Genomic DNA, 22,922 nt, shown 5'->3' on the forward strand with positions numbered 1-22,922 from the left:
CCACATGATCATCGACCTGCCCCAGACCACCACCGGGGACGTCGCGCGGGCGCTGGTCCAGGTGCGCGACGAGGGCGGCGCCATCGCGCTCGGACGCGTGCTCACCCTCGTGATCGACGCCGGCGACCGCGACCCCGAGCCCGCCATCGAGGCCGCGAACGTCGCGAGCCGCGAGCACCCCTGCCGGATCATCGTGCTGTGCCGGTGCGGCAACCCCGAGGCCCGCCTCGACGGCCAGATCCGTGTGGGCGGGGACGCCGGCGCGAGCGAGGTCATCGTGCTGCGCGCAGGCCCCGACCTGCTCGACCACGCCGACACGCTCATCACGCCGCTGCTCCTGCCCGACGCGCCGATCGTCACGTGGTGGCCGAACGAGGTGCCCGAGGACCCCTTCGACCACCCGCTCGGTGGCATGGCCCACCGCCGGATCAGCGACACGCTGGCCTGCCGTCACCCCGGTGACAGCCTGCGGCAGCTGCGCGAGAACTACCGCGACGGAGACACGGACCTCGCCTGGACCCGGCTCACGGTCTGGCGTGGGTTGCTCGCCGCCGCCCTGGACCAGCCCCCGTACGAGCGCGTGACGAAGGCCGTCGTCGCCGGCCACGACACGCACCCGTCGGTGACCCTGCTCGTGGCGTGGCTCGCGTACGCGCTGCGCTGCCCGGTGGAGACCGAGCTCAGCCCCGACGTCGAGGGTGTCACCCAGGTTCGGCTCGAGCGCAGCTCCGGCCCGGTGGTGCTGGACCGGCCCGACGGGCGGGTCGCGACGCTCAGCCAGCCCGGCCAGCCGGACCGCACGATCGCCATGCCGCTGCGCACCCTCACCGAGTGCCTCGCCGAAGAGCTCCGCCGGCTCGACGCCGACGAGGTCTACGGCGCGGTGCTGACCGACGGCCTGCACCGGATCGGTGCGGCATGACCGGGCCCACGCCCCGGTTCGTGGTGCACCCCGACAAGCAGGTCCTCGCCGACGCCGTCGCGGCCCGCCTGGTCACGGCGCTCGTCGACGCGCAGTCCGAACGGGAGATCGCCGAGCTGGTCCTCACCGGCGGGTCGATGGGCGCCGCGACCGTCGCGGCCCTGGCCCGCATCCCGGCGCGCGCCGCGGTCGACTGGTCGCGGGTGCAGGTGTGGTGGGGCGACGAGCGCTACCTGCCCAGCGGGAACCCCGACCGGAACTGCACCCAGTGCGACGACGCCGGGCTGATGGAGCTCGGCCTGGACCCCGCCCTCGTGCACCGCGTCCCCGGTCCCGACACCAGCGAGTCCACCGAGGACTCCGCGGAGCGCTATGCGGCGACCGTCCGGGACCACGGCACCGGGCCGTTCGACGTCGTCCTCCTCGGGGTCGGCCCGGACGCGCACGTGGCCTCGCTGTTCCCGCACCACCCGGCCCAGACGGCCGGCGGCACGATCACCGTGCCGGTGCACGACTCCCCCAAGCCGCCGGCCGATCGGGTCTCGCTCACCTTCGACGCGCTGATGCGCGCGCGACAGGTGTGGTTCCTCGTCTCGGGTGCGGAGAAGGCCGACGCGGTCGCGGCCGCCGCCGCGCCCGGCGCGGACAGGTGGGACGTGCCGGCCGCGGGCGTGCGCGGGACGGACGCCACGCTGTGGCTGCTCGACCTGGCTGCGGCGGCGGCGCTGCCCGGCGGGACTGCCGGCCCCTGAGGTCAGGGGCGCCGGGCGTCCAGCCAGGCGTACCAGGCGTCGAGGTTCTCCCCGGTCTTCGCCGACAGGGGAAGCACCTCGACCCCGGGCCGCAGCGTGCGCGCGTGCCGGGTGAGCGCCTCGACGTCGAAGTCGACGTAGGGCAGCAGGTCGGTCTTGTTCACCACGACGAGGTCCGCCGCGGCGAACATGTGCGGGTACTTGAGTGGCTTGTCGTCGCCCTCGGTGACCGAGATGACGACCACCCGGGCGGCCTCGCCGAGGTCGAACAGGGCCGGGCACACCAGGTTGCCGACGTTCTCCACCATGACGAGGGATCCTGGCTCGGGGGCGAGGCTCTGCAGCGCGGTCTGCAGCATCTCGGCGTCGAGGTGGCACCCGGCGCCGGTGTTGACCTGCACGGCGCGGGCGCCTGCGGCGCGGATCCGCTCGGCGTCCAGCAGGGTCTCCTGGTCACCCTCGACGACCAGCACGGGCCGGTCGGAGGTCTCGCGGATGGTCCGCTCGAGCAACGTCGTCTTGCCGCTGCCGGGCGAGCTCATCAGGTTCAGCGCGACGATGTCGTGCTCGGCCAGCCAGGCCCTGGTCGTCGCGGCCAGCGCGTCGTTCTTGCCGAGCACGTCGAGCTCGAGGTCCATGGTGGTGGTGTGCTCGTGCCCGGCCGGCTCGGCCATCGTCGCGGTGTGCGCGTGCCCGGCGGCCGGCTCGACCATCGTCGCGGTGTGCGCGTGCCCGCCGACCGGCTCGGCCGACGGCGCGGTGTGCGCGTGCCCGCCGACCGGCTCGGCCGACGGCGCGGTGTGCGCGTGCCCGCCGACCGGGTCGGCCGCCGAAACCGCGTGCTCCGCGGGCGGCGCGTCGTGCGTGTGGAAGGTGAGTCCGCCGTCATGGCTGTGCGGCTCATCGGGGGTGTGGGTGTGCGTGACGCCGTCGTGCGTGTGCGTCACCGCACCGCTCGCCGGGTCGACCACCCGCACGTCCGTCGCCCCGCACCCGCAGGTGTCGCACACTCAGACCACCTCCACCGACGCCACCACCAGGGACCGGCCCGCGACCACCTCGGCGTCCGTGCTCCCGCACGGGCACTGGGGAAGCAGGTCCGGCATGTCGAACTCCGTCCCGCACACCCGGCAGTGTCCCCTGCCGAGCTCCTCCTCGATGTCCAGCCAGGCACCCTCGAGGGTCGTGCCCGTCACGGCCAGGTCGAAGCAGAAGCGCACGGCGTCGGGGACGATGCCGGCGAGGGTGCCGATGCGCAGCCGTACGCCTCGGACCGCCCGCCCGTCGGTGTGTGCCACCACGGTGCGAACGACGTCCTGGGTGATCGACAGCTCATGCATCCGGCGCCCTCCGTGCCCACAGACTAGGCACGGCGACCACCGTGCGAGTGGGACCAGCGTCCGGAGTGATCAGCCGCCGCGGCGCGCGCGGAGCGCGGCCAGCGCCTCCTCGAGGATCGCGGCGCCGTCCTCGTCGGTCCGCCGCTCCTTCACGTAGGCCAGGTGCGTCTTGTACGGCTCGTTGCGCACCGGCGCCGGCGGGTTGTCCTTCTCCTGGCCGGCCGGGAAGCCGCAGCGCGGGCAGTCCCAGGTCTCGGGGACCTCGATGCCGGCCTCCTCGGCGAAGCTCGGACGGGTCTCGTGCCCGTTGGCACACCAGTAGGACACCCAGACCCGAGGCGCGGCGTCGCCGCGCTCAGCCTCGCCCATCGGACCGGCACCCACTCGGGAGCCGCGGATCGCACTTCCGCTCGCCATGGATCCTGAACCCTTCTCAGCCGCTGACGCGCTGGATCAGACCGAGCAGGACCACGATCGCGGTCCACACCAGCACCAGACCGACGGTGATCCGGTTGAGGTTCCGCTCCGCGACACCGGAGCTCCCTGCGCTGCTCGACACACCGCCGCCGAACATGTCCGACAGCCCGCCACCACGGCCCTTGTGCAGCAGCACGAGCACCACGACGAGGAAGCTGCTGATCACGAGCAGCACCTGGAGGATGATCTTCAGGACGTCCATATCCGTCTCTCGTCGTCGTGGGCAGTCGAACATCAAGGATAGGCGACGTCAGCCCCAGCACCGAACCACGGTTCGGGTGAAGCGACGCCGGGCGTGGTCGGGGCCCGCCCGACCGCTCGGGCGGGCCCCGGACGCTACGTCAGATGCCCACCTGGTGGGACTGGTAGCGCACGATCTTCGCGAACTCCTCGGCGTCCAGGCTCGCACCGCCGACCAGCGCACCGTCGACGTCCGACTTCGCCATGATCGCCGCGACGTTGCCCGACTTCACCGAGCCGCCGTAGAGCACGCGGACCGCGTCGGCGACCTCTGCGCCGTACAGGTCCGACAGCTTGCCCCGGATCGCCGCGCAGACCTCCTGCGCGTCCTCCGGCGTGGCGACCTCACCGGTGCCGATCGCCCAGACCGGCTCGTAGGCGATGACGATCGTGGCGGCCTGCTCGGCCGTCAGACCCGCCATGCTGCCCTCGAGCTGCGCGAGGGTGTACGCGACGTGCTCACCGGCCTTGCGGATCTCCAGGCCCTCACCGACGCAGAGGATCGGCACGAGGCCCTGGCCGAACGCCGAGGCGCACTTGGCCGCGCAGGTCGCGTCGTCCTCGCCGTGGTACTCGCGGCGCTCCGAGTGCCCGACCACCGCGTAGCGGCAGCCGAGCTTGGCCAGCATGACTGGCGAGATCTCGCCGGTGTAGGCGCCCTCGGTGTGCTTCGAGACGTCCTGCGCGCCGTAGGCGATGTCGAGCTTGTCGGCGTCGACCAGGGTCTGCACCGAACGGATGTCGGTGAACGGCACCATGACGGCCACCTCGACGTCGGAGACGTCGTGCTTGGCGTCCTTCAGGATCAGCGCGAGCTTCTGGACCAGATGGATCGCCTGGTGGTGATCCAGGTTCATCTTCCAGTTGCCCGCCATGAGCGGCGTGCGGGTCATCAGTCCTCCAGAACAGCGATACCGGGAAGGGTCTTGCCCTCGAGCAGCTCCAGGCTCGCGCCGCCGCCGGTCGAGATGTGGCCGAAGCCGGCCTCGTCGAAGCCGAGCAGCCGCACGGCCGCGGCGGAGTCGCCACCGCCGACGATCGAGAAGCCCTCGGTGTCCACCAGGGCCTGGGCGACGGCCTTCGTGCCGGCGGCGAACGCCGGGAACTCGAACACGCCCATGGGGCCGTTCCAGGCGATCGTCTTGGCACCCAGGATCGCCTTCGCGAAGAGCTCGCCCGAGCGCGGGCCGATGTCCAGGCCCATCTTCCCGGCCGGGATCGCGTCGGCGTCGACGATCTCGTGGGGCGCGTCGGCCGCGAAGCCGTCCGCAGCGACGATGTCGACCGGCAGGACGATCTTGTCGCCGGCCTCCTCGAGGTATCCGCGCACGGTGTCGACCTGGTCCGCCTCGAGCAGCGACGAGCCGACCTCGTGCCCCTGCGCGGCGAGGAAGGTGTAGACCATGCCGCCGCCGATGAGGAGCGTGTCCGCCTTGGTGAGCAGGTTCGCGATGACCCCGAGCTTGTCGGAGACCTTCGCGCCGCCCAGCACGACCACGTAGGGACGCTCGGGGTTCTCGGTCGCCTTGCGCAGCGCCTGGACCTCGGTCAGCACGAGCGAACCGGCGGCGTGCGGCAGGCGCAGCGCGACGTCGTACACCGACGCCTGCTTGCGGTGCACCACGCCGAAACCGTCGGAGACGAACGCGTCGGCGAGGGCCGCGAGCTCGTCGGCCAGCGCGCCGCGCTCGGCCTCGTCCTTGGACGTCTCACGGGCGTCGAAGCGGATGTTCTCCAGCAGCGCGATCTCACCGTCGCCGAGCGCGGCGACCGTGGCCTGCGCCGACGGGCCGACGACGTCCTCGGCGAGGGCGACCGGCTTGCCGAGCAGCTCGGACAGGCGGGCCTGCACCGGGGCGAGCGAGTACTTCGGGTCCGGCTCGCCCGTCGGGCGACCGAGGTGCGCGGTGACGACGACGCGGGCGCCGGCGTCGAGCAGCCGGGTCAGGGTCGGCAGGGCCGCCCGGATCCGGCCGTCGTCGGTGATGGTCGTGCCGTCGAGCGGCACGTTGAAGTCGGAGCGGACCAGCACGCGCTTGCCGCGCAGGTCGCCGAGGTCGTCGATGGTCTTCATGGTGCTCCTCGTGAGCTCAGAGGTGGTGAGAGGGTGCCGACATGCCGACGTCCGCGGCGCCCGGCAGGGCTCCGCGGACGTCGGTCATGAACGGGACGTGGTCAAAGACCGGACGAGATCAGAGACGCTCGCCCACGAACACGGTCAGGTTGACCAGGCTGTTGGAGTAGCCCCACTCGTTGTCGTACCAGGCGACGACCTTGACCTGGTCACCGATCACCTTGGTGAGGCCGGAGTCGAAGATCGACTGGTGCGGGTTGGTGACGATGTCGCTCGAGACGATCGGGTCGTCCACGTACTCGAGGATGCCCTTGAGCGGGCCCTCGGCAGCGGCCTTCACCGCGGCGTTGACCTCGTCCACCGTGACCTCCTTGGAGGCGGTGAAGGTCAGGTCGGTCGCCGAACCGGTGATGGTCGGCACGCGCAGCGCGTAGCCGTCCAGCTTGCCCTTGAGCTCGGGGAGCACGAGGGCGACGGCCTTCGCCGCACCGGTCGTGGTCGGCACGATGTTCTGCGCGGCGGCGCGGGCGCGACGGAGGTCGCGGTGCGGGCCGTCCTGCAGGTTCTGGTCACCGGTGTAGGCGTGGATCGTGGTCATCAGACCGCGCTCGATGCCGATCGCGTCGTTGAGCGCCTTCGCCATCGGGGCGAGGCAGTTCGTGGTGCAGGACGCGTTGGAGATGATGTTGTGCGCAGCCGCGTCGTAGTCGGTGTGGTTGACACCCATCACGAACGTGGCGTCCTCGTTCTTCGCCGGCGCGGAGATGATGACCTTCTTGGCGCCACCGTCGAGGTGGGCCTTGGCCTTGGTCGCGTCCGTGAAGAAGCCGGTCGACTCGATGACGATGTCCGCGCCCAGCTCGGCCCACGGCAGGTTCGCGGGGTCGCGCTCGGCGAGGGCCCGGATCTTCTTGCCGCCGACGATGATGTTCTCGTCGTCGTAGTCCACGCTCAGCGGGAAGCGGCCGAGCACCGTGTCGTACTTGAGCAGGTGCGCGAGGGTCTTGTTGTCGGTGAGGTCGTTGACGCCGACGACCTCGATGTCGGCCCCGGCGGCCACGAGAGCCCGGTAGAAGTTACGCCCGATGCGGCCGAAGCCGTTGATCCCGACGCGGATGGTCACTGTGCCTCCTCGGAGCGTGCCAATGGGGCACGCATCTGGTCATGGAACGGTTGCGTACGGCGCTGTACGCGCCTGGCATCGTCGTCCTGAGAGTGCCAGTGAGACTCAGGTTACACGTCGGACACATACGCGCTAGGACGTTCGTCCAGACGCTGGGCAGCCTCGCTGTGGGTGTCTCAGACGTCGAGCATATCGGCCGTCAGCCCGGCCTCCGTGTCGGGGATCCCGAGCTCCGCGGCTCGCTTGTCGGCGGTCGCCAGGAGGCGCCGGATGCGCCCCGCGACGGCGTCCTTGGTGAGCTGCGGGTCGGCCAGCTGACCGAGCTCCTCGAGGGACGCCTGCTTGTGCTCCAGCCGCAGCATCCCGGCCTCACGCAGGTGGTCCGGCACGTCCTCGCCGAGGATCTCGAAGGCCCGCTGGACCCGGGCACCCGCCGCGACCGCGGCCCGCGCCGACCTGCGCAGGTTCGCGTCGTCGAAGTTCGCCAGCCGGTTCGCCGTCCCGCGGACCTCGCGGCGCATCCGGCGCTCCTCCCAGACCAGCACGGCGTCGTGCGCGCCGAGCCGGGTCAGCATCGCGCCGATCGCGTCGCCGTCGCGGATCACCACGCGGTCGACACCACGCACCTCGCGGGCCTTCGCGGCGATCCCCAGCCGGCGCGCGGCCCCGACCAGGGCGAGCGCCGCCTCCGGGCCGGGGCAGGTGATCTCCAGCGCCGCCGACCGTCCGGGCTCGGTCAGCGACCCGTGCGCGAGGAACGCACCGCGCCACGCGGCCTCGGCCTCCCCCACGCCGGCGCTGACCACCTGCGGCGGAAGGCCACGCACCGGGCGACCACGGTTGTCGAGCAGCCCGGTCTGGCGGGCGAGCGACTCCCCGTCGCGCACGACGCGGACCACGTACCGGGTGCCCTTGCGCAGACCGCCGCCACTGACCACCACCACGTCGGAGGTGTGCCCGTAGACCTCGGTGATGAACTGGCGCAGGCGCCGTGCGGCCGCGCCGGTGTCCAGCTCGGCCTCGATCACGATGCGGCCGGAGATGATGTGCAGTCCACCGGCGAAGCGCAGGGTGGCCGAGACCTCCGCCTTGCGCCACGAGGTCTTCTCGACCGGCAACCGGGCGAGCTCGTCCTTGACCTGTGCCGTGAGCGCCATGGGCGTCATCCTGCCATCCCCCGTCCGTCGCCCAGGTCTCCCCAGTGCCCTTCGAAGGCGTCACGGTAGGCCGCCGCGAGGCGCAGCGCATCGTGGCGCGGTGTCCCGTCGCCGACGCCGACCTGACGCAGCACGAGTCGCGCACCCATCGACTCGGCCACGTCCGCCAGCTCGTCGAGGTGGACGACCGCCCCCGGGTCGGCGATCACCACGTCGACACGCAGGTCGGGAGCATGTTCGGCGAGCGCCCGGAGGTGCTCGAGGTTCGTCATCGCGCCCGGGTCGTCGGGCCGGAGGTTGAGCGTCACGCAGCGCCGCGCCGCGGTCCGGTGCAGGGCCGCGGAGAGCTCCGGGACCAGGACGTGCGGGAGCACCGAGGTGAACCAGGAACCGGGGCCGAGAACCACCCAGTCGGCCGAGTCGATGGCGGCGACGGCCTCCTGGCAGGCCGGCGGCTCGGCGGGCGCGAGACGGATCGAGACGACCCGTCCGGGCGCCACGGCGACGCGGCTCTGGCCGAGGACCGTGTGCACCGCCCCGTCCAGCTCGAGGTCCGCCTCGATCGCCAGCGGGATGCTCGACATCGGCAGCACCCGGCCGCGCGCGCCGAGCAACCGTCCCACCCAGTCCAGGCCCTCGACCGGGTCGCCGAGCAGCTCCCACAGGGCGGCGATGAGCAGGTTGCCGACCGCGTGCTGGTCGAGCGGGCCGTCGGTGTGGAAGCGGTGCTGCAGCACGTCGCGCCAGGTACGACCCCAGTCCGTGTCGTCGCACAGCGCGGACAGCGCCATCCGGAGGTCGCCGGGTGGCAGCACCTGGAGCTCGGTGCGCAACCGGCCCGACGAACCGCCGTCGTCGGCGACGGTCACGACGGCCGTGAGCCGGTCGGTCATCAGCCGGAGGGCGGACAGGCTCGCCGCGAGGCCGTGCCCACCGCCGAGCGCGACGACGGCGGGGCCACGCTGCTGGGACGGTGCCGGCTGGAGGGACCGGCTACTCACGTCCGAGGTCCCGGTGGCTCACCACCACGCGCGCGCCACGTTCCCGGAGCTTCGCGGCGACCGCCTCGGCGATCGCCACCGACCGGTGCTTGCCGCCCGTGCACCCGATCGCGATCGTCGCGTAGCGCTTGTCCTCGTCGCGGTACCCGGCGAGGACCGGGTCCAGGGCGTCGACGTACCGGTCGACGAACACCCGCGCGCCGGGCAGGCCGAGCACGTAGTCCCGCACCGGGGTGTCCTTGCCGGTGAGGTGGCGCAGCTCGGTGATCCAGTACGGGTTCGCGAGGAACCGCACGTCGGCCACGTGGTCGGCGTCGAGCGGGAGCCCGTACTTGAACCCGAAGGAGATGACCGTCACCCGCATGTCCTGCTCGGCGCCGCCGGACACCGCGAGCGTCACCTCGCGGGCCAGGTCGTGCACGTTCAGCTCGGTGGTGTCGATCACGACGTCTGCGCGGTCGCGCACGCCGCGCAGCATCTCGCGCTCCGCTGCGATGCCGTCCAGGATCCGGCCGCCGCCCTGCAGGGGGTGCGGGCGGCGCACCGTCTCGAAGCGTCGGACGAGCACCTCGTCCGACGCGTCGACGAAGAGGATGCGGAACTCGAAGCCGGCCTCGCGGAGCACGTCGAGCATCTCCACGAGGTCGCCGGACAGCTCGCGGCCGCGCACGTCGACCACGGCGGCGAGCCGGTGCACGCCTCCCGGTCCGGTGGACAGCATCCCGGCGAGCTGGGTGAGCAGCGGCGCCGGCAGGTTGTCGACCACGTACCAGCCCAGGTCCTCGAGGACTGCCGCGGTGCGGCTGCGCCCTGCGCCGGACATGCCGGTGACGACCAGCAGCTGGGCCAGCTCGGCGCGGGGCGACGGTGTGGTCGCCTCCAGCGCGGGGATGCCGGAGGGGACGGTCGTGGGGGGCGGTTCCTCCATGTGACCAAGCATGCCAGCCGGGTCGGTTGCCGCGACCTCGGCCGGCCGAATCTCACCCGCCACGGGCATTCCCCGCGAGGGCGTCGACCACGGCCCGAGCAGTCGCCGGACCGATCCCCTTCACCGCCGCGATCTCGTCGGCCGTGGCCCGGCGGATCTTCGCCACCGAGCCGAACTCGTCGAGCAGCGCGGCCGCCCGGGTCGGGCCGAGACCCGGGACGTCGTCCAGGGCGGAGCGGGTCATCCCGGCGCTCCGCCGCGTCCGGTGGTGCCGGATCGCGAACCGGTGCGCCTCGTCCCGCACACGCTGCAGCAGGTAGAGCCCTTGCGAACCGCGGCGCAGGATCACCGGGTACTCCTCGCCCGGCAACCACACCTCCTCGAGCCGCTTGGCGAGGCCGCACAGCGCCACGTCGTCGACCCCGAGCTCGGCCAGTGCTCGCGCGGCCGCGGCGACCTGCGGTGGGCCACCGTCCACGACAACGAGCTGGGGCGGGTAGGCGAAGCGGGCCGGCGGGCCGGACACCGGGCCGCTCGCGTCGAGCGCCTCCTCCGCGGTGTCGTAGCCGCCGAGGTCGGGCTCCTCGCTGCGATCGCGCTCGGCGAGGTAGCGCCGGAACCGGCGGGACAGCACCTCGTGCATCGCCGCGGTGTCGTCCCGCGCCCCGCTGCCGTCCTCGCCCCGGACCACGAAGTGCCGGTACTCGGTCTTGCGGGGCAGACCGTCCTCGAACACGACCATCGAGCCCACCTGGTGGGTGCCTTGCGTGGTCGAGATGTCGTAGCACTCGATCCGGAGCGGCGCGCTGTCCAGGCCGAGCGCCTCCTGGATCTCCTGCAGCGCCTGGCTGCGCGTCGTGAGGTCACCGGCGCGCTTGGTCCGGTGCAGCGCGAGCGCCTGCTCGGCGTTGCGGCGCACGGTCTCGGCGAGGGTCTTCTTGTCGCCACGCTGCGGCACCCGGATCTGCACCTTGGCGCCCCGCATGCCGGCCAGCCATGCCGCGACCTGCTCGACGTCGGGCGGCAGCACGGGGACCAGGACCTCACGCGGCACCGGACTCGTCGCAACGACCGACCGCTCGGGGCGTCGGGCACCGCCGGACTCTCGTTCCACCTGCCCCGGCCCGCCGTCTCCGTAGACCTGCTGCAGCAGGTGCTCGACGAGCTCGGCGTCGCCGACGTCCTCGACCTTCTCGACCACCCATCCCCGTTGGCCCCGGATCCGCCCGCCGCGCACGTGGAAGACCTGCACTGCGGCTTCCAGGTCGTCCCCGGCGAGTGCGAAGACGTCGGCGTCGGTCCCGTCCGCGAGCACCACCGCGTTCTTCTCGGTCGCGCGGGCGAGCGCGCCCAGGTCGTCCCGGAGCTTCGCGGCCCGCTCGAACTCGAGCTCGGCCGCGGCCTGCTTCATCTCCCGCTGGAGCCGCCGCTCGAACCGCGCGACGTCGCCGGCCATGAAGTCGCAGAAGTCCTCGGCGAGCGCCTGGTGGTCCTCCGCCGAGATCCGGCCGACGCAGGGCGCCGAGCACTTGTCGATGTAGCCGAGCAGGCACGGCCGCCCGGCCTGCTTCGCCCGGCGGAACACCCCCGCCGAGCAGGTGCGGACCGGGAACACCCGGAGCAGCAGGTCGACGGTCTCCCGGATGGCCCACGCGTGCCCGTACGGGCCGAAGTACCGGGTCCCGGGCCGCTTCTGCCCACGCATCACCTGCACGCGCGGGAACTCCTCACCGAGGGTCACGGCGAGGAACGGGTAGGACTTGTCGTCGCGGTACTTGACGTTGAACCGGGGGTCGAACTCCTTGATCCAGGAGTACTCCAGCGCGAGCGCCTCGACCTCGGTGCCGACCACGGTCCACTCGACCGACGCGGCAGTGGTGACCATCTGCTGGGTACGCGGGTGCAGCGCCGAGAGGTCCTGGAAGTAGCTCGCGAGCCGCGACCGCAGCGACTTGGCCTTGCCGACGTAGATGACGCGGCCGTGCTCGTCGCGGAACCGGTAGACCCCGGGCGAGTCGGGTACCTGGCCCGGCTTGGGCCGGTAGGTCGCGGGGTCGGGCATGGTGCGAGGGTAGGCCGGATCACCGACGCCCGCGGTCCGGTCCGTCTCCGGCCGGGCAGCGTCGGGTGGGACCGCCTCGGTACGGTGAGGCATGGGCATCCTGCACAGCTACGCGGCCGAGGTGACCTGGACCGGGGCGGGCGAGCACGGCACCACGGGCTACGCGGCGTACAGCCGCGACCACGAGGTCGCGTTCCCCGGCAAGCCGGCGCTCGCCGGCTCCGCGGAGAAGGCGTTCCGCGGCGACCCGAGCCGCTACAACCCCGAGGAGCTGCTCGTCGGTGCGCTCGCCCAGTGCCACATGCTGTGGTTCCTGCACCTCGCCGCCGACGCGGGCGTCGTGGTCACGGCGTACCACGACGACGCCCAGGGCACGATGCGGGTGCGCTCGGGCGGGATGGGCCGGTTCACCGAGGTCGTCCTGCACCCACGTGTGTCCGTCAGCGGGGTGCCGGACGAGGCCGTGCTGGCCGACCTGCACGAGCGTGCCGGCGAGTACTGCTTCATCAAGCAGTCGGTGAACTTCCCGGTCCGGTGCGAGCCCACGGCGGTCGCGCACACCGGCTGAGCAGCCTCATGCCCCGACGGCGACCGGGTCCTGAGTCAGGATCTCGGCGAGGAACTGCCCCGTGTACGAGCCCGAGACGGTGCCCACCTGCTCCGGCGTGCCCTCCGCCACGACCGTGCCGCCGCCCGAGCCGCCCTCCGGCCCGAGGTCGATGACCCAGTCGGCGTTCTTGATCACATCGAGGTTGTGCTCGATGACGACCACCGTGTTGCCCTTGTCCACGAGCGACTGCAGGACCCCGAGGAGCTTGCGGATGTCCTCGAAGTGCAGGCCGGTCGTCGGCTCGTCGAGCACGTAGATCGTGCGTCCGGTCGACCGCCGCTGGAGCTCGGACGCGAGCTTGACGCGCTGCGCCTCACCGCCCGACAGCGTGGGGGCAGGCTGGCCGAGGCGCACGTAGCCCAGGCCGACGTCCACGAGCGTCTTGAGGTGCCGCGAGATCGCCGGCACAGCCGCGAAGAACTCCGAGGCCTCCTCGATCGGCATGTTCAGCACGTCCGCGACCGTCTTGCCCTTGAAGTGCACCTCGAGCGTCTCGCGGTTGTACCGCGCGCCGTGGCACACCTCGCAGGGCACGTACACGTCCGGCAGGAAGTTCATCTCGATCTTGATCGTGCCGTCACCGTTGCACGCGTCGCAGCGGCCGCCCTTGACGTTGAACGAGAACCGGCCTGGCGTGTAGCCCCGAACCTTGGCCTCCGTCGTCTCCGCGAAGAGCTTGCGGACGTGGTCCCACACGCCCGTGTAGGTGGCCGGGTTCGACCGTGGCGTGCGACCGATCGGTCCCTGGTCGACGTGGACCACCTTGTCGAGGTGCTCCAGCCCGGTGACCCTCGTGTGCCGCCCGGGAACCTGCCGGGCACCGTTCAGCTCGTTCGCGAGCACCGTGTAGAGGATCGAGTTCACCAGGGTGGACTTGCCCGAGCCCGACACCCCGGTGACGGCCACGAACACACCCAGCGGCACCTCGACGTCGATCCCGCGCAGGTTGTGCTCCCGCGCACCGATCACCCGCAGCCGCCGTTCGGCATCGACCGGTCGGCGCACCTCGGGCAGCGGGATCTCACGCCGCCCGGCGAGATAGGCGCCGGTCACGGACTCCTTGGCGGTGAGCAACCCCCGCAGGTCCCCCGAGTGCACCACGCGCCCGCCGTGCTCCCCCGCGCCGGGGCCGATGTCCACGATCCAGTCCGCGGTACGGATCGTGTCCTCGTCGTGCTCGACCACGATCAGCGTGTTCCCCAGGTCGCGCAGCCGCGTGAGGGTGTCGATCAGGCGGCGGTTGTCGCGCTGGTGGAGCCCGATGGACGGTTCGTCCAGAACGTAGAGCACGCCGACCAGGCCGGAGCCGATCTGGGTCGCGAGCCGGATCCGCTGGGCCTCGCCGCCGGAGAGCGTGCCGGCCGGCCGCTCGAGTGACAGGTAGTCGAGGCCGACGTCCAGCAGGAAGCCGAGCCGCGCCTGGATCTCCTTGAGCACCTGGGCGGCGATAGCGCGCTCGCGCTCGCCGAGCTCGAGCCTGTCCAGGAAGACCTTCGCCTCGTCGATCGGCAGGCGGCTCAGCTCGGCGATCGACAGGCCGCCGACGCGGACCGCCAGCACCTCGGGCTTGAGCCGTGCGCCGTCGCAGGCCGGGCACGGGACCTCGCGCATGAAGGCCTCGTAGCGGTCCTTGGACCAGTCGGACTCGGTCTCGGCGTGGCGCCGCTCGATGAACGAGATCACGCCCTCGAAGCCCGTGGAGTACTGCCGCTCGCGACCCCACCGGTTCCGGTAGCGCACGTGCACCTTGTGGTCCCGGCCGTACAGGATCGCGTTCTTCGCGCGCTCCGGCAGCGCACGCCAGGGCACGTCCGTGCTGAAGCCCAGCTCGTCGGCCAGCGCGGCGATGAGCCGCTGGAAGTAGTCGGCCGAGTTCTGTGCCCACGGCGCCACGGCGCCCTCGCCGAGGGTCGCCTCCTCGTCGGGGATGACCAGCTCGGGGTCCACCTCGAGCCGGCTGCCGATGCCGGTGCACTCCGGGCACGCGCCGTACGGCGCGTTGAACGAGAACGTCCGGGGCTCGATCTCGTCGAGGGCGAGCTCGTGGTCGTTCGGGCAGGCGCGCAGCTCGGAGAACCGGCGCTCGCGGTGCGGGTCGCCGTCCTCCGCGTCGACGAGGTCGACCACGAGGCGGCCGCCTGCGAGCCCGAGGGCGGTCTCCACCGAGTCGGTCAGCCGCTGCCGGACGCCCTCCTTGGCGACCAGTCGGTCCACGACCACGTCGATCGAGTGCTTGAGCTTCTTCTCCAGCGGTGGGACCTCGGTGAGCGCGAGCACCTGGCCGTCGACCCGCGCCCGGGCGAAGCCCTTCGACTGCAGGTCCGAGAACAGCTCGGCGTACTCCCCCTTGCGGCCCCGCACCACGGGGGCGAGCACCTGGTACCGCGTGCCGAGCGGCAGCTCGAGCAGACGGTCGACGATCTGCTGCGGCGTCTGGCGGGAGATCTGCTCGCCGCAGACCGGGCAGTACTGGGTGCCCGCGCGGGCGTAGAGCAGCCGGAGGTAGTCGTAGACCTCGGTGATGGTGCCGACCGTCGAGCGCGGGTTCCGGCTGGTGGACTTCTGGTCGATCGACACGGCGGGCGACAGACCTTCGATGAAGTCGACGTCCGGCTTGTCCATCTGACCCAGGAACTGGCGCGCGTACGCGGACAGCGACTCGACGTACCGGCGCTGCCCCTCGGCGAAGATCGTGTCGAACGCGAGCGACGACTTCCCCGAGCCCGACAGCCCGGTGAACACGATCAGGGCGTCACGCGGGAGGTCGATGTCGACGTTGCGGAGGTTGTGCTCGCGCGCCCCCTGGACACGCAGTCGGTCACTCACCGGGCCATCGTAGGTGCGCAGTCCGACACGTACAACTGTTCGAACCGAGTCATGCCGATCCGCCGGTCGCGTGGCGGCGCACCTCGTCGTCCAGCAGGCCGAGCGCGGCGTCCACGACGGCACGCCGGTCGTCCGGGAGGCCCAGATCCTCGAACTGCCGTCGCAGGTGGACGAGCCCCTCGACGACGCCGACCCGAGCCTCCGCCGCGGCCAGACCGTCGCCCACCGGCAGGGTCATCTCCTCGAGCACCGGAGCCGGCGAGCCCGGCTCGGGCGACCGCACCGCGAGGTCGGCGAGGAGCATCCCGACCTCGGTCGCGCTCGGCCGCACGCCCGGGTCCCGCGCGGTCATCGCGCGCAGCAGCGACGCCCAGTCGGGCGGCAGCGACGCCGGGACGTCGGGGTCGCGGACCAACCGTGCCGCCGCCACCTCCGGCACCGTGCCGGTGAACGCCTTCTCACCCGTGAGGCACTCGAGGAGCACGAGACCGAGGCTGTAGACGTCGCTCGGGGTCCGCACCTGGACGCCGGACGCCTGCTCGGGGCTGAGGTAGGACGCCGTGCCGAGCGTCGTTCCGGTCATCGTCCGGCGGGTCGCCTCGAGCATGCGGGCGATGCCGAAGTCGGCCACCTTGAGCACCTGCTCGTCCCCCGTGAGCAGGAGGTTGCCGGGCTTGACGTCGCGGTGCACGATCCCCGCGTCGTGGACCGCCGAGAGCGCTTCCGCTGCCGCCCGTCCGAGCGATGCCGCCTCGCCCGGCGCGAGCGGTCCGTTGCGGAGCCTCGCCGTGAGGCTCGGCCCTGCGACGAGCTCGAGGACCAGGTACATCTGCCAGGTCCCGTCCGCCAGCCGTCGACGACCCACGTCGATGAGCTCGACGAGGCCGGCGTGGTGCACCCGGGTCAGCGCCGTGGCCTCGACCTGCGGGCCGCTGAGGTCGTCGGGGTCGGCCACGGGCTCGAAGAGCTTGACTGCGATGTCGATGCCGGCTCGCTCGTGCCAGCCTCGACGCACGGTCGCCATGCCGCCGCGCCCGATGACCGGGCCGAGCCGGTAGCGGCCGTCGAGAACCTCACCGGCGTGGTCATGATCCAGGGCCACGGTCACCTCCCGGCCCGACGGTACGGCCGCGGTGCCTGGCGCGCGACACGGGTGGTCGCGACCACCCGATGGTCGACGCGCGAGGCGGGCTCGTCACGGATGCGGGGAAGCCTGGCGTCGACGGACGGTGGCGGGCCGGGCCGAGCCGGGCTGACACTGAGCGGGTGGACAAGGAGGAACCACGATGGCCGACTACCACAGCACCACCTACGTCCCGGTCACGCTCCCCGAGGTGTTCGCCTATCTGACGGACGCGTCCCATCTCCCCGAGTACCTGCACCGGATGCGCGAGGCACACGCCACGGCACCGGACGTGGTGCACACCACCGCGACCCTGCCGGACGGAGCGACCGTCGAGAGCGACGCGGCGTGGCACGTCGACGAGGGCCGCAAGCGGATCTCGTGGAGCTCCGGGCCGAACGGCGAGTACCACGGCGAGCTGAAGATCCATGAGACCGCCGAGACGACCAAGATCATGCTGCACCTGCACACGCCGCACGATCGCGACGACGAGGTCCAGCGCAGCGCCGACGACGCACTGGCGCAGATCCGAGCCGCGGTCTCGCACGACGTGTCGGCCATGTGACCGGTCGCGGCCGTCGGCGGCCGCGTCTCCGGTCAGCGGACCGCGCAGAACTCGTTGCCCTCCGGGTCGGCCATGACGATCCAGAAGCCCATCACGTCCTCGTCGAACTCACGCACGATCGTCGCGCCGAGCGCCACGAGCCGGGCCGCGTTCGCGCGCACCTCGTCCGGGCTCGCGAGCGGACCGCCCTTCGGGTAGCCGGGAACACCGACGTCGAGGTGCATCCGGTTCTTGGAGGTCTTCGGCTCGGGAACCTTCTGGAGGAAGACTCTCGGCCCCACGTCGTCGGGATCGACGATCGCGTAGGCGTCGTTCCAGCGTTCCTCCGGCAGGCCCCACGCGGCGAACGTGGACGGCCAGTCGTCGAAGGGCGTGGGCGGCGGCTCCTCGACGTACCCGAGCGCGCTGGCCCAGAAGGTGCCGAGCCCCCGCGGGTCCGCGGCGTCGAACGTCAGGGTCAGGTGTCGGTCCATCAGGGCCCTCCTCGGTCTCGGCGCCTGCGTGCGGCCCCCGATGGGCCCAGGCACGTCAGCTGGCGGCGGCGCGTGCCTGCCGGAGCTCCTTCTTCAGGTCGGCGATCTCGTCGCGAAGCCGCGCCGCGAGCTCGAACTGGAGCTCGGCCGCGGCCGCGTGCATCTGCTCGTCCAGCTCGTGCACGAGCTGTGCCAGCTCGGCGGCCGGGACCTTCGACAGGTCCGCCGTCGGCGTGCTGGTCTCGGCGCCACGCCGCGGCACCGGGGACGTCCCGCGCCCGGTGCTCCGGTAGCCGCCGGCGAGCAGCTCCGCGGTGTCCACGTCCTCGCGCGCGAGCATGTCGGTGACGTCGGCGATCCGCTTGCGCAGCGGCGTCGGGTCGACGCCGTTCGCGCGGTTGTAGGCGACCTGCTTCTCGCGGCGGCGCTCGGTCTCCTCGATGGCCGACGCCATCGCCGGGGTGACCTGGTCGGCGTACATGTGGACCTCGCCGGAGACGTTGCGGGCCGCGCGGCCGATCGTCTGGATCAGCGAGGTCCCCGAGCGCAGGAAGCCCTCCTTGTCGGCGTCGAGGATGCTGACCAAGGAGACCTCCGGCAGGTCGAGGCCCTCGCGGAGCAGGTTGATCCCGACCAGCACGTCGAACTGGCCCAGTCGTAGCTCACGCAGCAGCTCGACCCGGCGCAACGTGTCCACCTCCGAGTGCAGGTACTGCACCTTGATCCCGCGCTCGAGCAGGTAGTCGGTGAGGTCCTCGGCCATCTTCTTGGTCAACGTCGTGACCAGAACGCGCTCGTCGCGGTCCGTCCGGGCTCGGATCTGCTCGAGGAGGTCGTCGATCTGGCCGGTCGTCGGCTTGACCACGACCTTCGGGTCGACCAGCCCGGTCGGACGGATGATCTGCTCCACCACGCCGTCGGACTGGGACAGCTCGTACGGCCCGGGTGTGGCCGAGAGGTACACGGTCTGCCCGATCCGCTCGACGAACTCCTCCCAGCGCAGCGGACGGTTGTCCATCGCGCTCGGCAGCCGGAACCCGTGGTCCACCAGGGAGCGCTTGCGCGACATGTCGCCCTCGTACATCGCCCCGATCTGCGGGACCGTCACGTGGGACTCGTCGATGACGAGCAGGAAGTCCTCGGGGAAGTAGTCGAGCAGGGTGTTCGGCGGTGACCCGGGCTCGCGGCCGTCGATGTGCCGGGAGTAGTTCTCGATCCCCGAGCAGCTGCCGATCTGCCGCATCATCTCGATGTCGTACGTCGTCCGCATGCGCAGGCGCTGGGCCTCGAGCAGCTTGTTCTGCCGCTCCAGGGTGGCCAGGCGCTCCTCGAGCTCGGCCTCGATCGAGGCGATCGCGCGCTCCATCCGCTCCGGGCCGGCGACGTAGTGCGACGCGGGGAACAGGAACACCTCGGTCTCGCTGCGGATCGCGTCCCCGGTGACGGGGTGCAGCAGCGTGATCGCCTCGACCTCGTCGCCGAAGAGCTCGATCCGGATGGCGAGCTCCTCGTAGACCGGGATGATCTCGACGGTGTCGCCGCGCACCCGGAACGTACCGCGGGTGAACGCCATGTCGTTGCGCGTGTACTGCATCGCGACGAACCGCCGGAGGAGCTGGTCCCGCTCGATCTCGTCGCCCACGGCGAGGCGCACCATCCGGTCGACGTACTCCTGCGGGGTCCCGAGGCCGTAGATGCAGGAGACCGAGGCCACCACGACCACGTCGCGACGGGTGAGCAGCGAGTTCGTCGCGGAGTGCCGCAGACGCTCGACCTCGTCGTTGATCGACGAGTCCTTCTCGATGTAGGTGTCCGTCTGGGCGATGTACGCCTCGGGCTGGTAGTAGTCGTAGTACGAGACGAAGTACTCGACCGCGTTGTTCGGCAGGAGCTCGCGGAACTCCGTCGCCAGCTGGGCCGCGAGGGTCTTGTTCGGTGCCATGACCAGCGTCGGACGCTGCAGCTGCTCGACCAGCCATGCGGTGGTCGCCGACTTGCCCGTACCGGTCGCACCGAGCAGCACGACGTCCTTCTCCCCCGCCGTGATGCGCTCGGTCAGCTCCGCGATCGCCTGGGGCTGGTCGCCCGAAGGCCGGTAGTCGGAGACGACCTCGAAGCGCCGGGCCTGGCGCTGGAGGTCGGTGACGGGACGCATGGGTCAACGCTACGGCCGACCGCCGACACGCGCCGCGCCGGGGCCGTGGCCGGCCGCCCCGGGACGCCCGGGCCCACCAGCGGGCCACCCGGGACCTCCCCGGGCTGCTCGAGCCGGCCCATCACGGTGCTACGTGCGGTCGACCTCCGCCGGCTCGGGGCCGAGTGTCGCCTCCAGCACCGTGTCGACCACGGTCCGCAACGCGAGTGCCGCATCCACGGTCACCATGCCGACGCCGCCGCCCTGGGCCGGGGTGAGCGGGACGTGCACGAAGCCCGCGGCCACCCGGCTCTCTCGGGCGACTGCCATCAGGCGGTAGAACACCGCGTTGCAGACGTACCCGCCCGCGGACGCCGAGATCTCCACCGGCACCCCGGTGCGGCGGACCGCCGCAAGGCACTCGCGCAGCGGCAAGGCGGAGAGATAGGCGTCCGGACCGTCCGGTTCGAGGCGCTCCTCCACCGCGAGACGTCCGTCCGCGTCGGCGATGGCCGCGTCCGCGACGTTGACGGCGACCCGCTCCAGCCCGACCGCGGTGCGCCCGCCCGCCTCACCGGTCGCGATCACCAGGCCGGGCCGGATCCGGTCGATCCGGTCGGCGAGCAGCCGTGGCGCGCGGTCGTAGGACACCGGGAGCCGCTCGACCACCAGCGGAACCGGCCCCGACCAGGTGCGGGACACCTCCTGGACCGCGAGCCACGACGCGTTCACCGGCCGCCCGTCGAACGGTTCGAAACCGGTGAGCAGCACCGGCGCGCTCACTCGTCCGCCGCCCGCCACGACGCCACCAGGGCGTCCACCTGGCCGCGCAGCCCGGCGACGTCGCCGGAGCCGTCCAGCACCACGTCGGCGACCTGCAGCCGAGTCTCGTCGTCCGCCTGTGCCGCGAGACGGGCCCAGGCCTCGTCCTCGGCCAGCCCACGGCCCTCGACCAGTCGGCGCACCCGGAGCCCCGCCGGAGCATCGACCACGACCACGGGCGCGAAGTGGCTGGTCTGCCCGGTCTCGGCCAGCAGCGGTACGTCGTGCACCACGGTTCGCGCGCCGGCGGCGACGTACGCCTGCTCGGCGGCGATCGCCGCTGCGTGGATCAGTGGGTGCACGATGCCGTTGAGCCTGCTCCGGGCCGACGCGTCGGCGAACACCTGCGCCCCGAGCGCCACGCGGTCCAGGACCCCGTCCTTGACCGTTCCCGGGAAGGCCGCCTCGACCGCCGCCAACCCGGGCGTGCCCACCGCGACCACGGACCGCGCGAGCTGGTCGTGGTCCACCACCGGCACCCCGAGCTCGCCGAGCCGGGTCGAGACCACCGACTTCCCCGCCGCGATACCCCCGGTGAGCCCGACGCGACGCACACCGGGATGCTCCGGCCAGCCGTGGTTCATCCCGGCAGGGTACCGAGCCGGGGGCCATCGACGACGCGTGACGGCGCCCGCCTCGACGAACGACGAAGGGCCGGCACCGTCACGGTGCCGGCCCTTCGTGTCAGGGGCTCAGTTGCCGGTGAGCTTCTCACGCAGCGCGGCAAGCGCCTCGTCGGAGGCCAGGGTCCCGGCCGCCTCGCCGACCGGAGCCGAGGAGTAGCTGGACTCCCCGCCGTCGGCAGCAGCCTCGGCGTCGGCCTTCTGGGCCTCGGCGACCTGCTTCTTGTGCGCCTCCCAGCGCTCGTGGGCGGCCGCGTACTGGGCCTCCCACGCCTCGCGCTGGGCCTCGAAGCCCTCGAGCCACTCGTTGGTCTCGGGGTCGAAGCCCTCGGGGTACTTGTAGTTGCCCTTGTCGTCGTACTCCGCGGCCATGCCGTACAGGGCCGGGTCGAAGTCCTCCGAGCCCGGGTCCACGCCCTCGTTCGCCTGCTTGAGCGACAGCGAGATGCGGCGGCGCTCAAGGTCGATGTCGATGACCTTGACGAAGGTGTCGTCGCCGACGTTGACGACCTGCTCGGGCAGCTCGACGTGACGCACGGCCAGCTCCGAGATGTGCACCAGGCCCTCGATGCCGTCCTCGACGCGCACGAACGCACCGAACGGAACGAGCTTGGTGACCTTGCCGGGCACGACCTGGCCGATCGCGTGGGTCCGGGCGAAGGCCTGCCACGGGTCCTCCTGCGTCGCCTTCAGCGACAGCGAGACGCGCTCGCGGTCGAAGTCGACGTCGAGAACCTCGACGGTGACCTCCTGGCCCACCTCGACGACCTCGCTCGGGTGGTCGATGTGCTTCCAGGACAGCTCCGAGACGTGCACCAGACCGTCGACGCCGCCGAGGTCCACGAACGCACCGAAGTTGACGATCGAGGAGACGACACCGGGGCGCACCTGGCCCTTCTGCAGGGTCTGCAGGAAGGTGGAGCGGACCTCCGACTGGGTCTGCTCGAGCCACGCGCGGCGGGACAGGACCACGTTGTTGCGGTTCTTGTCGAGCTCGATGATCTTGGCCTCGATCTCCTTGCCGACGTACGGCTGGAGGTCACGGACCCGGCGCATCTCGACCAGCGACGCGGGCAGGAAGCCACGCAGGCCGATGTCGAGGATGAGACCGCCCTTGACGACCTCGATGACGGTGCCGGTGACGACGCCGTCCTCCTCCTTGATCTTCTCGATCGTGCCCCAGGCGCGCTCGTACTGGGCGCGCTTCTTGGACAGGATCAGCCGGCCCTCCTTGTCCTCCTTCTGGAGGACGAGCGCCTCGACGGCGTCGCCGACCTGGACGACCTCGTCCGGGTCGATGTCGTGCTTGATGCTCAGCTCACGCGAGGGGATGACGCCCTCGGTCTTGTAGCCGATGTCGAGGAGGACCTCGTCGCGGTCGACCTTGACGACAGTGCCCTCGACGATGTCGCCGTCGTTGAAGTACTTGATGGTCGCGTCGATCGCGGCGAGCAGCTCTTCGCTCGAGCCGATGTCGTTGATCGCAACCTGGGGCGTCGTCGTGGTGGGAGTGGTGGTCATGTGGTTGGGAGCTCCGATGCGGACAGGGATGTAGTACGGACTGGGACTGTGCTGGGATTGTGCTTCGGCACCCCGGGCCTTGAACCCGGACCGCCACGTGGGCGGACTGCGCCTCAGCCATCCTAGAGGCGTGCAGAAGACCGGTCAAA

General features: G+C 71.7%; 22 protein-coding genes. 4 read left to right on the plus strand and 18 right to left on the minus strand.

Going from position 1 to position 22,922, the window contains the following annotated elements:
- The first annotated feature begins 4 nt into the window (after positions 1-4).
- Both OEB99_RS10240 and pgl read left to right on the plus strand, forming a co-directional pair.
- Positions 5-922, plus strand: a complete 918-nt coding sequence (locus OEB99_RS10240) for a glucose-6-phosphate dehydrogenase assembly protein OpcA (protein WP_263509951.1) — start codon at positions 5-7, stop codon at positions 920-922.
- Positions 919-1,674: a 6-phosphogluconolactonase gene (gene pgl / locus OEB99_RS10245; RefSeq protein WP_263509952.1), complete on the plus strand. Its 756-nt coding sequence runs from the start codon at positions 919-921 to the stop codon at positions 1,672-1,674. The genes OEB99_RS10240 and pgl overlap by 4 nt, the downstream gene beginning before the upstream one ends.
- Positions 1,675-1,676: 2 nt before the next feature.
- Here the strand turns inward: pgl and hypB are convergent, their stop codons facing one another.
- The 11 genes from hypB to uvrC form a co-directional block, all read right to left on the minus strand.
- A complete protein-coding gene (gene hypB, locus OEB99_RS10250) occupies positions 1,677-2,684 on the minus strand; it encodes a hydrogenase nickel incorporation protein HypB (RefSeq protein ID WP_263509953.1) in 1,008 nt (335 codons plus the stop codon).
- Complete coding sequence (locus OEB99_RS10255; RefSeq protein ID WP_263509954.1) at positions 2,685-3,014, minus strand: hydrogenase maturation nickel metallochaperone HypA/HybF; 330 nt, start codon at positions 3,012-3,014, stop codon at positions 2,685-2,687.
- 69 nt (positions 3,015-3,083) lie between these two features.
- Positions 3,084-3,431 carry an RNA polymerase-binding protein RbpA gene (locus OEB99_RS10260; protein WP_263509955.1) on the minus strand — a complete coding sequence of 116 codons (348 nt, stop codon included), beginning with the start codon at positions 3,429-3,431 and terminating at the stop codon, positions 3,084-3,086.
- 16 nt (positions 3,432-3,447) lie between these two features.
- Positions 3,448-3,693 carry a preprotein translocase subunit SecG gene (secG, locus tag OEB99_RS10265; protein WP_263509956.1) on the minus strand — a complete coding sequence of 82 codons (246 nt, stop codon included), beginning with the start codon at positions 3,691-3,693 and terminating at the stop codon, positions 3,448-3,450.
- 139 nt (positions 3,694-3,832) lie between these two features.
- Positions 3,833-4,627, minus strand: a complete 795-nt coding sequence (tpiA, locus tag OEB99_RS10270; RefSeq protein WP_263510124.1) for a triose-phosphate isomerase — start codon at positions 4,625-4,627, stop codon at positions 3,833-3,835.
- A complete protein-coding gene (locus OEB99_RS10275) occupies positions 4,624-5,805 on the minus strand; it encodes a phosphoglycerate kinase (protein WP_263509957.1) in 1,182 nt (393 codons plus the stop codon). Before OEB99_RS10275 ends, tpiA begins: the two co-directional genes overlap by 4 nt.
- 118 nt (positions 5,806-5,923) lie before the next feature.
- On the minus strand, positions 5,924-6,928 hold the full coding sequence (gene gap / locus OEB99_RS10280) for a type I glyceraldehyde-3-phosphate dehydrogenase (RefSeq protein ID WP_263509958.1): 1,005 nt from the start codon (positions 6,926-6,928) through the stop codon (positions 5,924-5,926).
- A gap of 176 nt (positions 6,929-7,104) precedes the next feature.
- Positions 7,105-8,085: a DNA-binding protein WhiA gene (whiA, locus tag OEB99_RS10285; RefSeq protein WP_263509959.1), complete on the minus strand. Its 981-nt coding sequence runs from the start codon at positions 8,083-8,085 to the stop codon at positions 7,105-7,107.
- Positions 8,086-8,090: 5 nt separating this feature from the next.
- Complete coding sequence (locus OEB99_RS10290) at positions 8,091-9,086, minus strand: gluconeogenesis factor YvcK family protein (protein ID WP_263509960.1); 996 nt, start codon at positions 9,084-9,086, stop codon at positions 8,091-8,093.
- A complete protein-coding gene (gene rapZ, locus OEB99_RS10295) occupies positions 9,079-10,014 on the minus strand; it encodes an RNase adapter RapZ (RefSeq protein ID WP_263509961.1) in 936 nt (311 codons plus the stop codon). Before rapZ ends, OEB99_RS10290 begins: the two co-directional genes overlap by 8 nt.
- Before the next feature lie 52 nt (positions 10,015-10,066).
- On the minus strand, positions 10,067-12,076 hold the full coding sequence (gene uvrC / locus OEB99_RS10300) for an excinuclease ABC subunit UvrC (protein ID WP_263509962.1): 2,010 nt from the start codon (positions 12,074-12,076) through the stop codon (positions 10,067-10,069).
- Positions 12,077-12,167: 91 nt separating this feature from the next.
- On the opposite strand from uvrC, the gene OEB99_RS10305 reads away from it, so the two are divergent.
- A complete protein-coding gene (locus tag OEB99_RS10305; protein ID WP_263509963.1) occupies positions 12,168-12,644 on the plus strand; it encodes an OsmC family protein in 477 nt (158 codons plus the stop codon).
- Positions 12,645-12,650: 6 nt separating this feature from the next.
- On the opposite strand, the gene uvrA is transcribed toward OEB99_RS10305, so the two are convergent.
- Together uvrA and OEB99_RS10315 are read right to left on the minus strand one after the other, a co-directional pair.
- A complete protein-coding gene (uvrA, locus tag OEB99_RS10310) occupies positions 12,651-15,512 on the minus strand; it encodes an excinuclease ABC subunit UvrA (protein WP_263509964.1) in 2,862 nt (953 codons plus the stop codon).
- Positions 15,513-15,561: 49 nt separating this feature from the next.
- Positions 15,562-16,614 carry a serine/threonine-protein kinase gene (locus OEB99_RS10315; protein ID WP_263509965.1) on the minus strand — a complete coding sequence of 351 codons (1,053 nt, stop codon included), beginning with the start codon at positions 16,612-16,614 and terminating at the stop codon, positions 15,562-15,564.
- Between the two features lie 184 nt (positions 16,615-16,798).
- Between OEB99_RS10315 and OEB99_RS10320 the strand changes: the two genes are divergently transcribed.
- Positions 16,799-17,200 carry a hypothetical protein gene (locus OEB99_RS10320; RefSeq protein WP_263509966.1) on the plus strand — a complete coding sequence of 134 codons (402 nt, stop codon included), beginning with the start codon at positions 16,799-16,801 and terminating at the stop codon, positions 17,198-17,200.
- Positions 17,201-17,232: 32 nt separating this feature from the next.
- Here OEB99_RS10320 and OEB99_RS10325 read toward each other — a convergent pair whose 3' ends face one another.
- The 5 genes from OEB99_RS10325 to rpsA all read right to left on the minus strand — a co-directional run bounded on the left by OEB99_RS10325 (position 17,233) and on the right by rpsA (position 22,773).
- Entirely contained in the window at positions 17,233-17,673 is a 441-nt protein-coding gene (locus tag OEB99_RS10325; RefSeq protein ID WP_263509967.1) for a VOC family protein, read from the minus strand.
- Between the two features lie 55 nt (positions 17,674-17,728).
- Positions 17,729-19,828: an excinuclease ABC subunit UvrB gene (gene uvrB, locus OEB99_RS10330; RefSeq protein WP_263509968.1), complete on the minus strand. Its 2,100-nt coding sequence runs from the start codon at positions 19,826-19,828 to the stop codon at positions 17,729-17,731.
- A 129-nt stretch (positions 19,829-19,957) separates the two neighbouring features.
- Entirely contained in the window at positions 19,958-20,590 is a 633-nt protein-coding gene (locus OEB99_RS10335; protein WP_263509969.1) for a pyroglutamyl-peptidase I, read from the minus strand.
- Positions 20,587-21,213: a dephospho-CoA kinase gene (gene coaE, locus OEB99_RS10340; RefSeq protein ID WP_263509970.1), complete on the minus strand. Its 627-nt coding sequence runs from the start codon at positions 21,211-21,213 to the stop codon at positions 20,587-20,589. Before coaE ends, OEB99_RS10335 begins: the two co-directional genes overlap by 4 nt.
- A 108-nt stretch (positions 21,214-21,321) precedes the next feature.
- On the minus strand, positions 21,322-22,773 hold the full coding sequence (gene rpsA / locus OEB99_RS10345; protein WP_263509971.1) for a 30S ribosomal protein S1: 1,452 nt from the start codon (positions 22,771-22,773) through the stop codon (positions 21,322-21,324).
- Positions 22,774-22,922: the final 149 nt, after the last annotated feature.

It is taken from the genome of Actinotalea endophytica (assembly GCF_025717005.1).
Classification (GTDB): Bacteria; Actinomycetota; Actinomycetes; order Actinomycetales; family Cellulomonadaceae; genus Actinotalea.

What these genes read in the sequence shown, in the direction of transcription:
- OEB99_RS10240 (WP_263509951.1), top strand. Translation starts at nt 5, where the DNA reads ATGATCATCGACCTGCCCCAGACCACCACCGGGGACGTCGCGCGGGCG.
- pgl (WP_263509952.1), top strand. Translation starts at nt 919, where the DNA reads ATGACCGGGCCCACGCCCCGGTTCGTGGTGCACCCCGACAAGCAGGTC.
- OEB99_RS10255 (WP_263509954.1), bottom strand. Translation starts at nt 3,014, where the DNA reads ATGCATGAGCTGTCGATCACCCAGGACGTCGTTCGCACCGTGGTGGCA.
- OEB99_RS10260 (WP_263509955.1), bottom strand. Translation starts at nt 3,431, where the DNA reads ATGGCGAGCGGAAGTGCGATCCGCGGCTCCCGAGTGGGTGCCGGTCCG.
- secG (WP_263509956.1), bottom strand. Translation starts at nt 3,693, where the DNA reads ATGGACGTCCTGAAGATCATCCTCCAGGTGCTGCTCGTGATCAGCAGC.
- OEB99_RS10275 (WP_263509957.1), bottom strand. Translation starts at nt 5,805, where the DNA reads ATGAAGACCATCGACGACCTCGGCGACCTGCGCGGCAAGCGCGTGCTG.
- whiA (WP_263509959.1), bottom strand. Translation starts at nt 8,085, where the DNA reads ATGGCGCTCACGGCACAGGTCAAGGACGAGCTCGCCCGGTTGCCGGTC.
- rapZ (WP_263509961.1), bottom strand. Translation starts at nt 10,014, where the DNA reads ATGGAGGAACCGCCCCCCACGACCGTCCCCTCCGGCATCCCCGCGCTG.
- uvrC (WP_263509962.1), bottom strand. Translation starts at nt 12,076, where the DNA reads ATGCCCGACCCCGCGACCTACCGGCCCAAGCCGGGCCAGGTACCCGAC.
- OEB99_RS10305 (WP_263509963.1), top strand. Translation starts at nt 12,168, where the DNA reads ATGGGCATCCTGCACAGCTACGCGGCCGAGGTGACCTGGACCGGGGCG.
- OEB99_RS10320 (WP_263509966.1), top strand. Translation starts at nt 16,799, where the DNA reads ATGGCCGACTACCACAGCACCACCTACGTCCCGGTCACGCTCCCCGAG.
- OEB99_RS10325 (WP_263509967.1), bottom strand. Translation starts at nt 17,673, where the DNA reads ATGGACCGACACCTGACCCTGACGTTCGACGCCGCGGACCCGCGGGGG.
- uvrB (WP_263509968.1), bottom strand. Translation starts at nt 19,828, where the DNA reads ATGCGTCCCGTCACCGACCTCCAGCGCCAGGCCCGGCGCTTCGAGGTC.
- coaE (WP_263509970.1), bottom strand. Translation starts at nt 21,213, where the DNA reads ATGAACCACGGCTGGCCGGAGCATCCCGGTGTGCGTCGCGTCGGGCTC.
- rpsA (WP_263509971.1), bottom strand. Translation starts at nt 22,773, where the DNA reads ATGACCACCACTCCCACCACGACGACGCCCCAGGTTGCGATCAACGAC.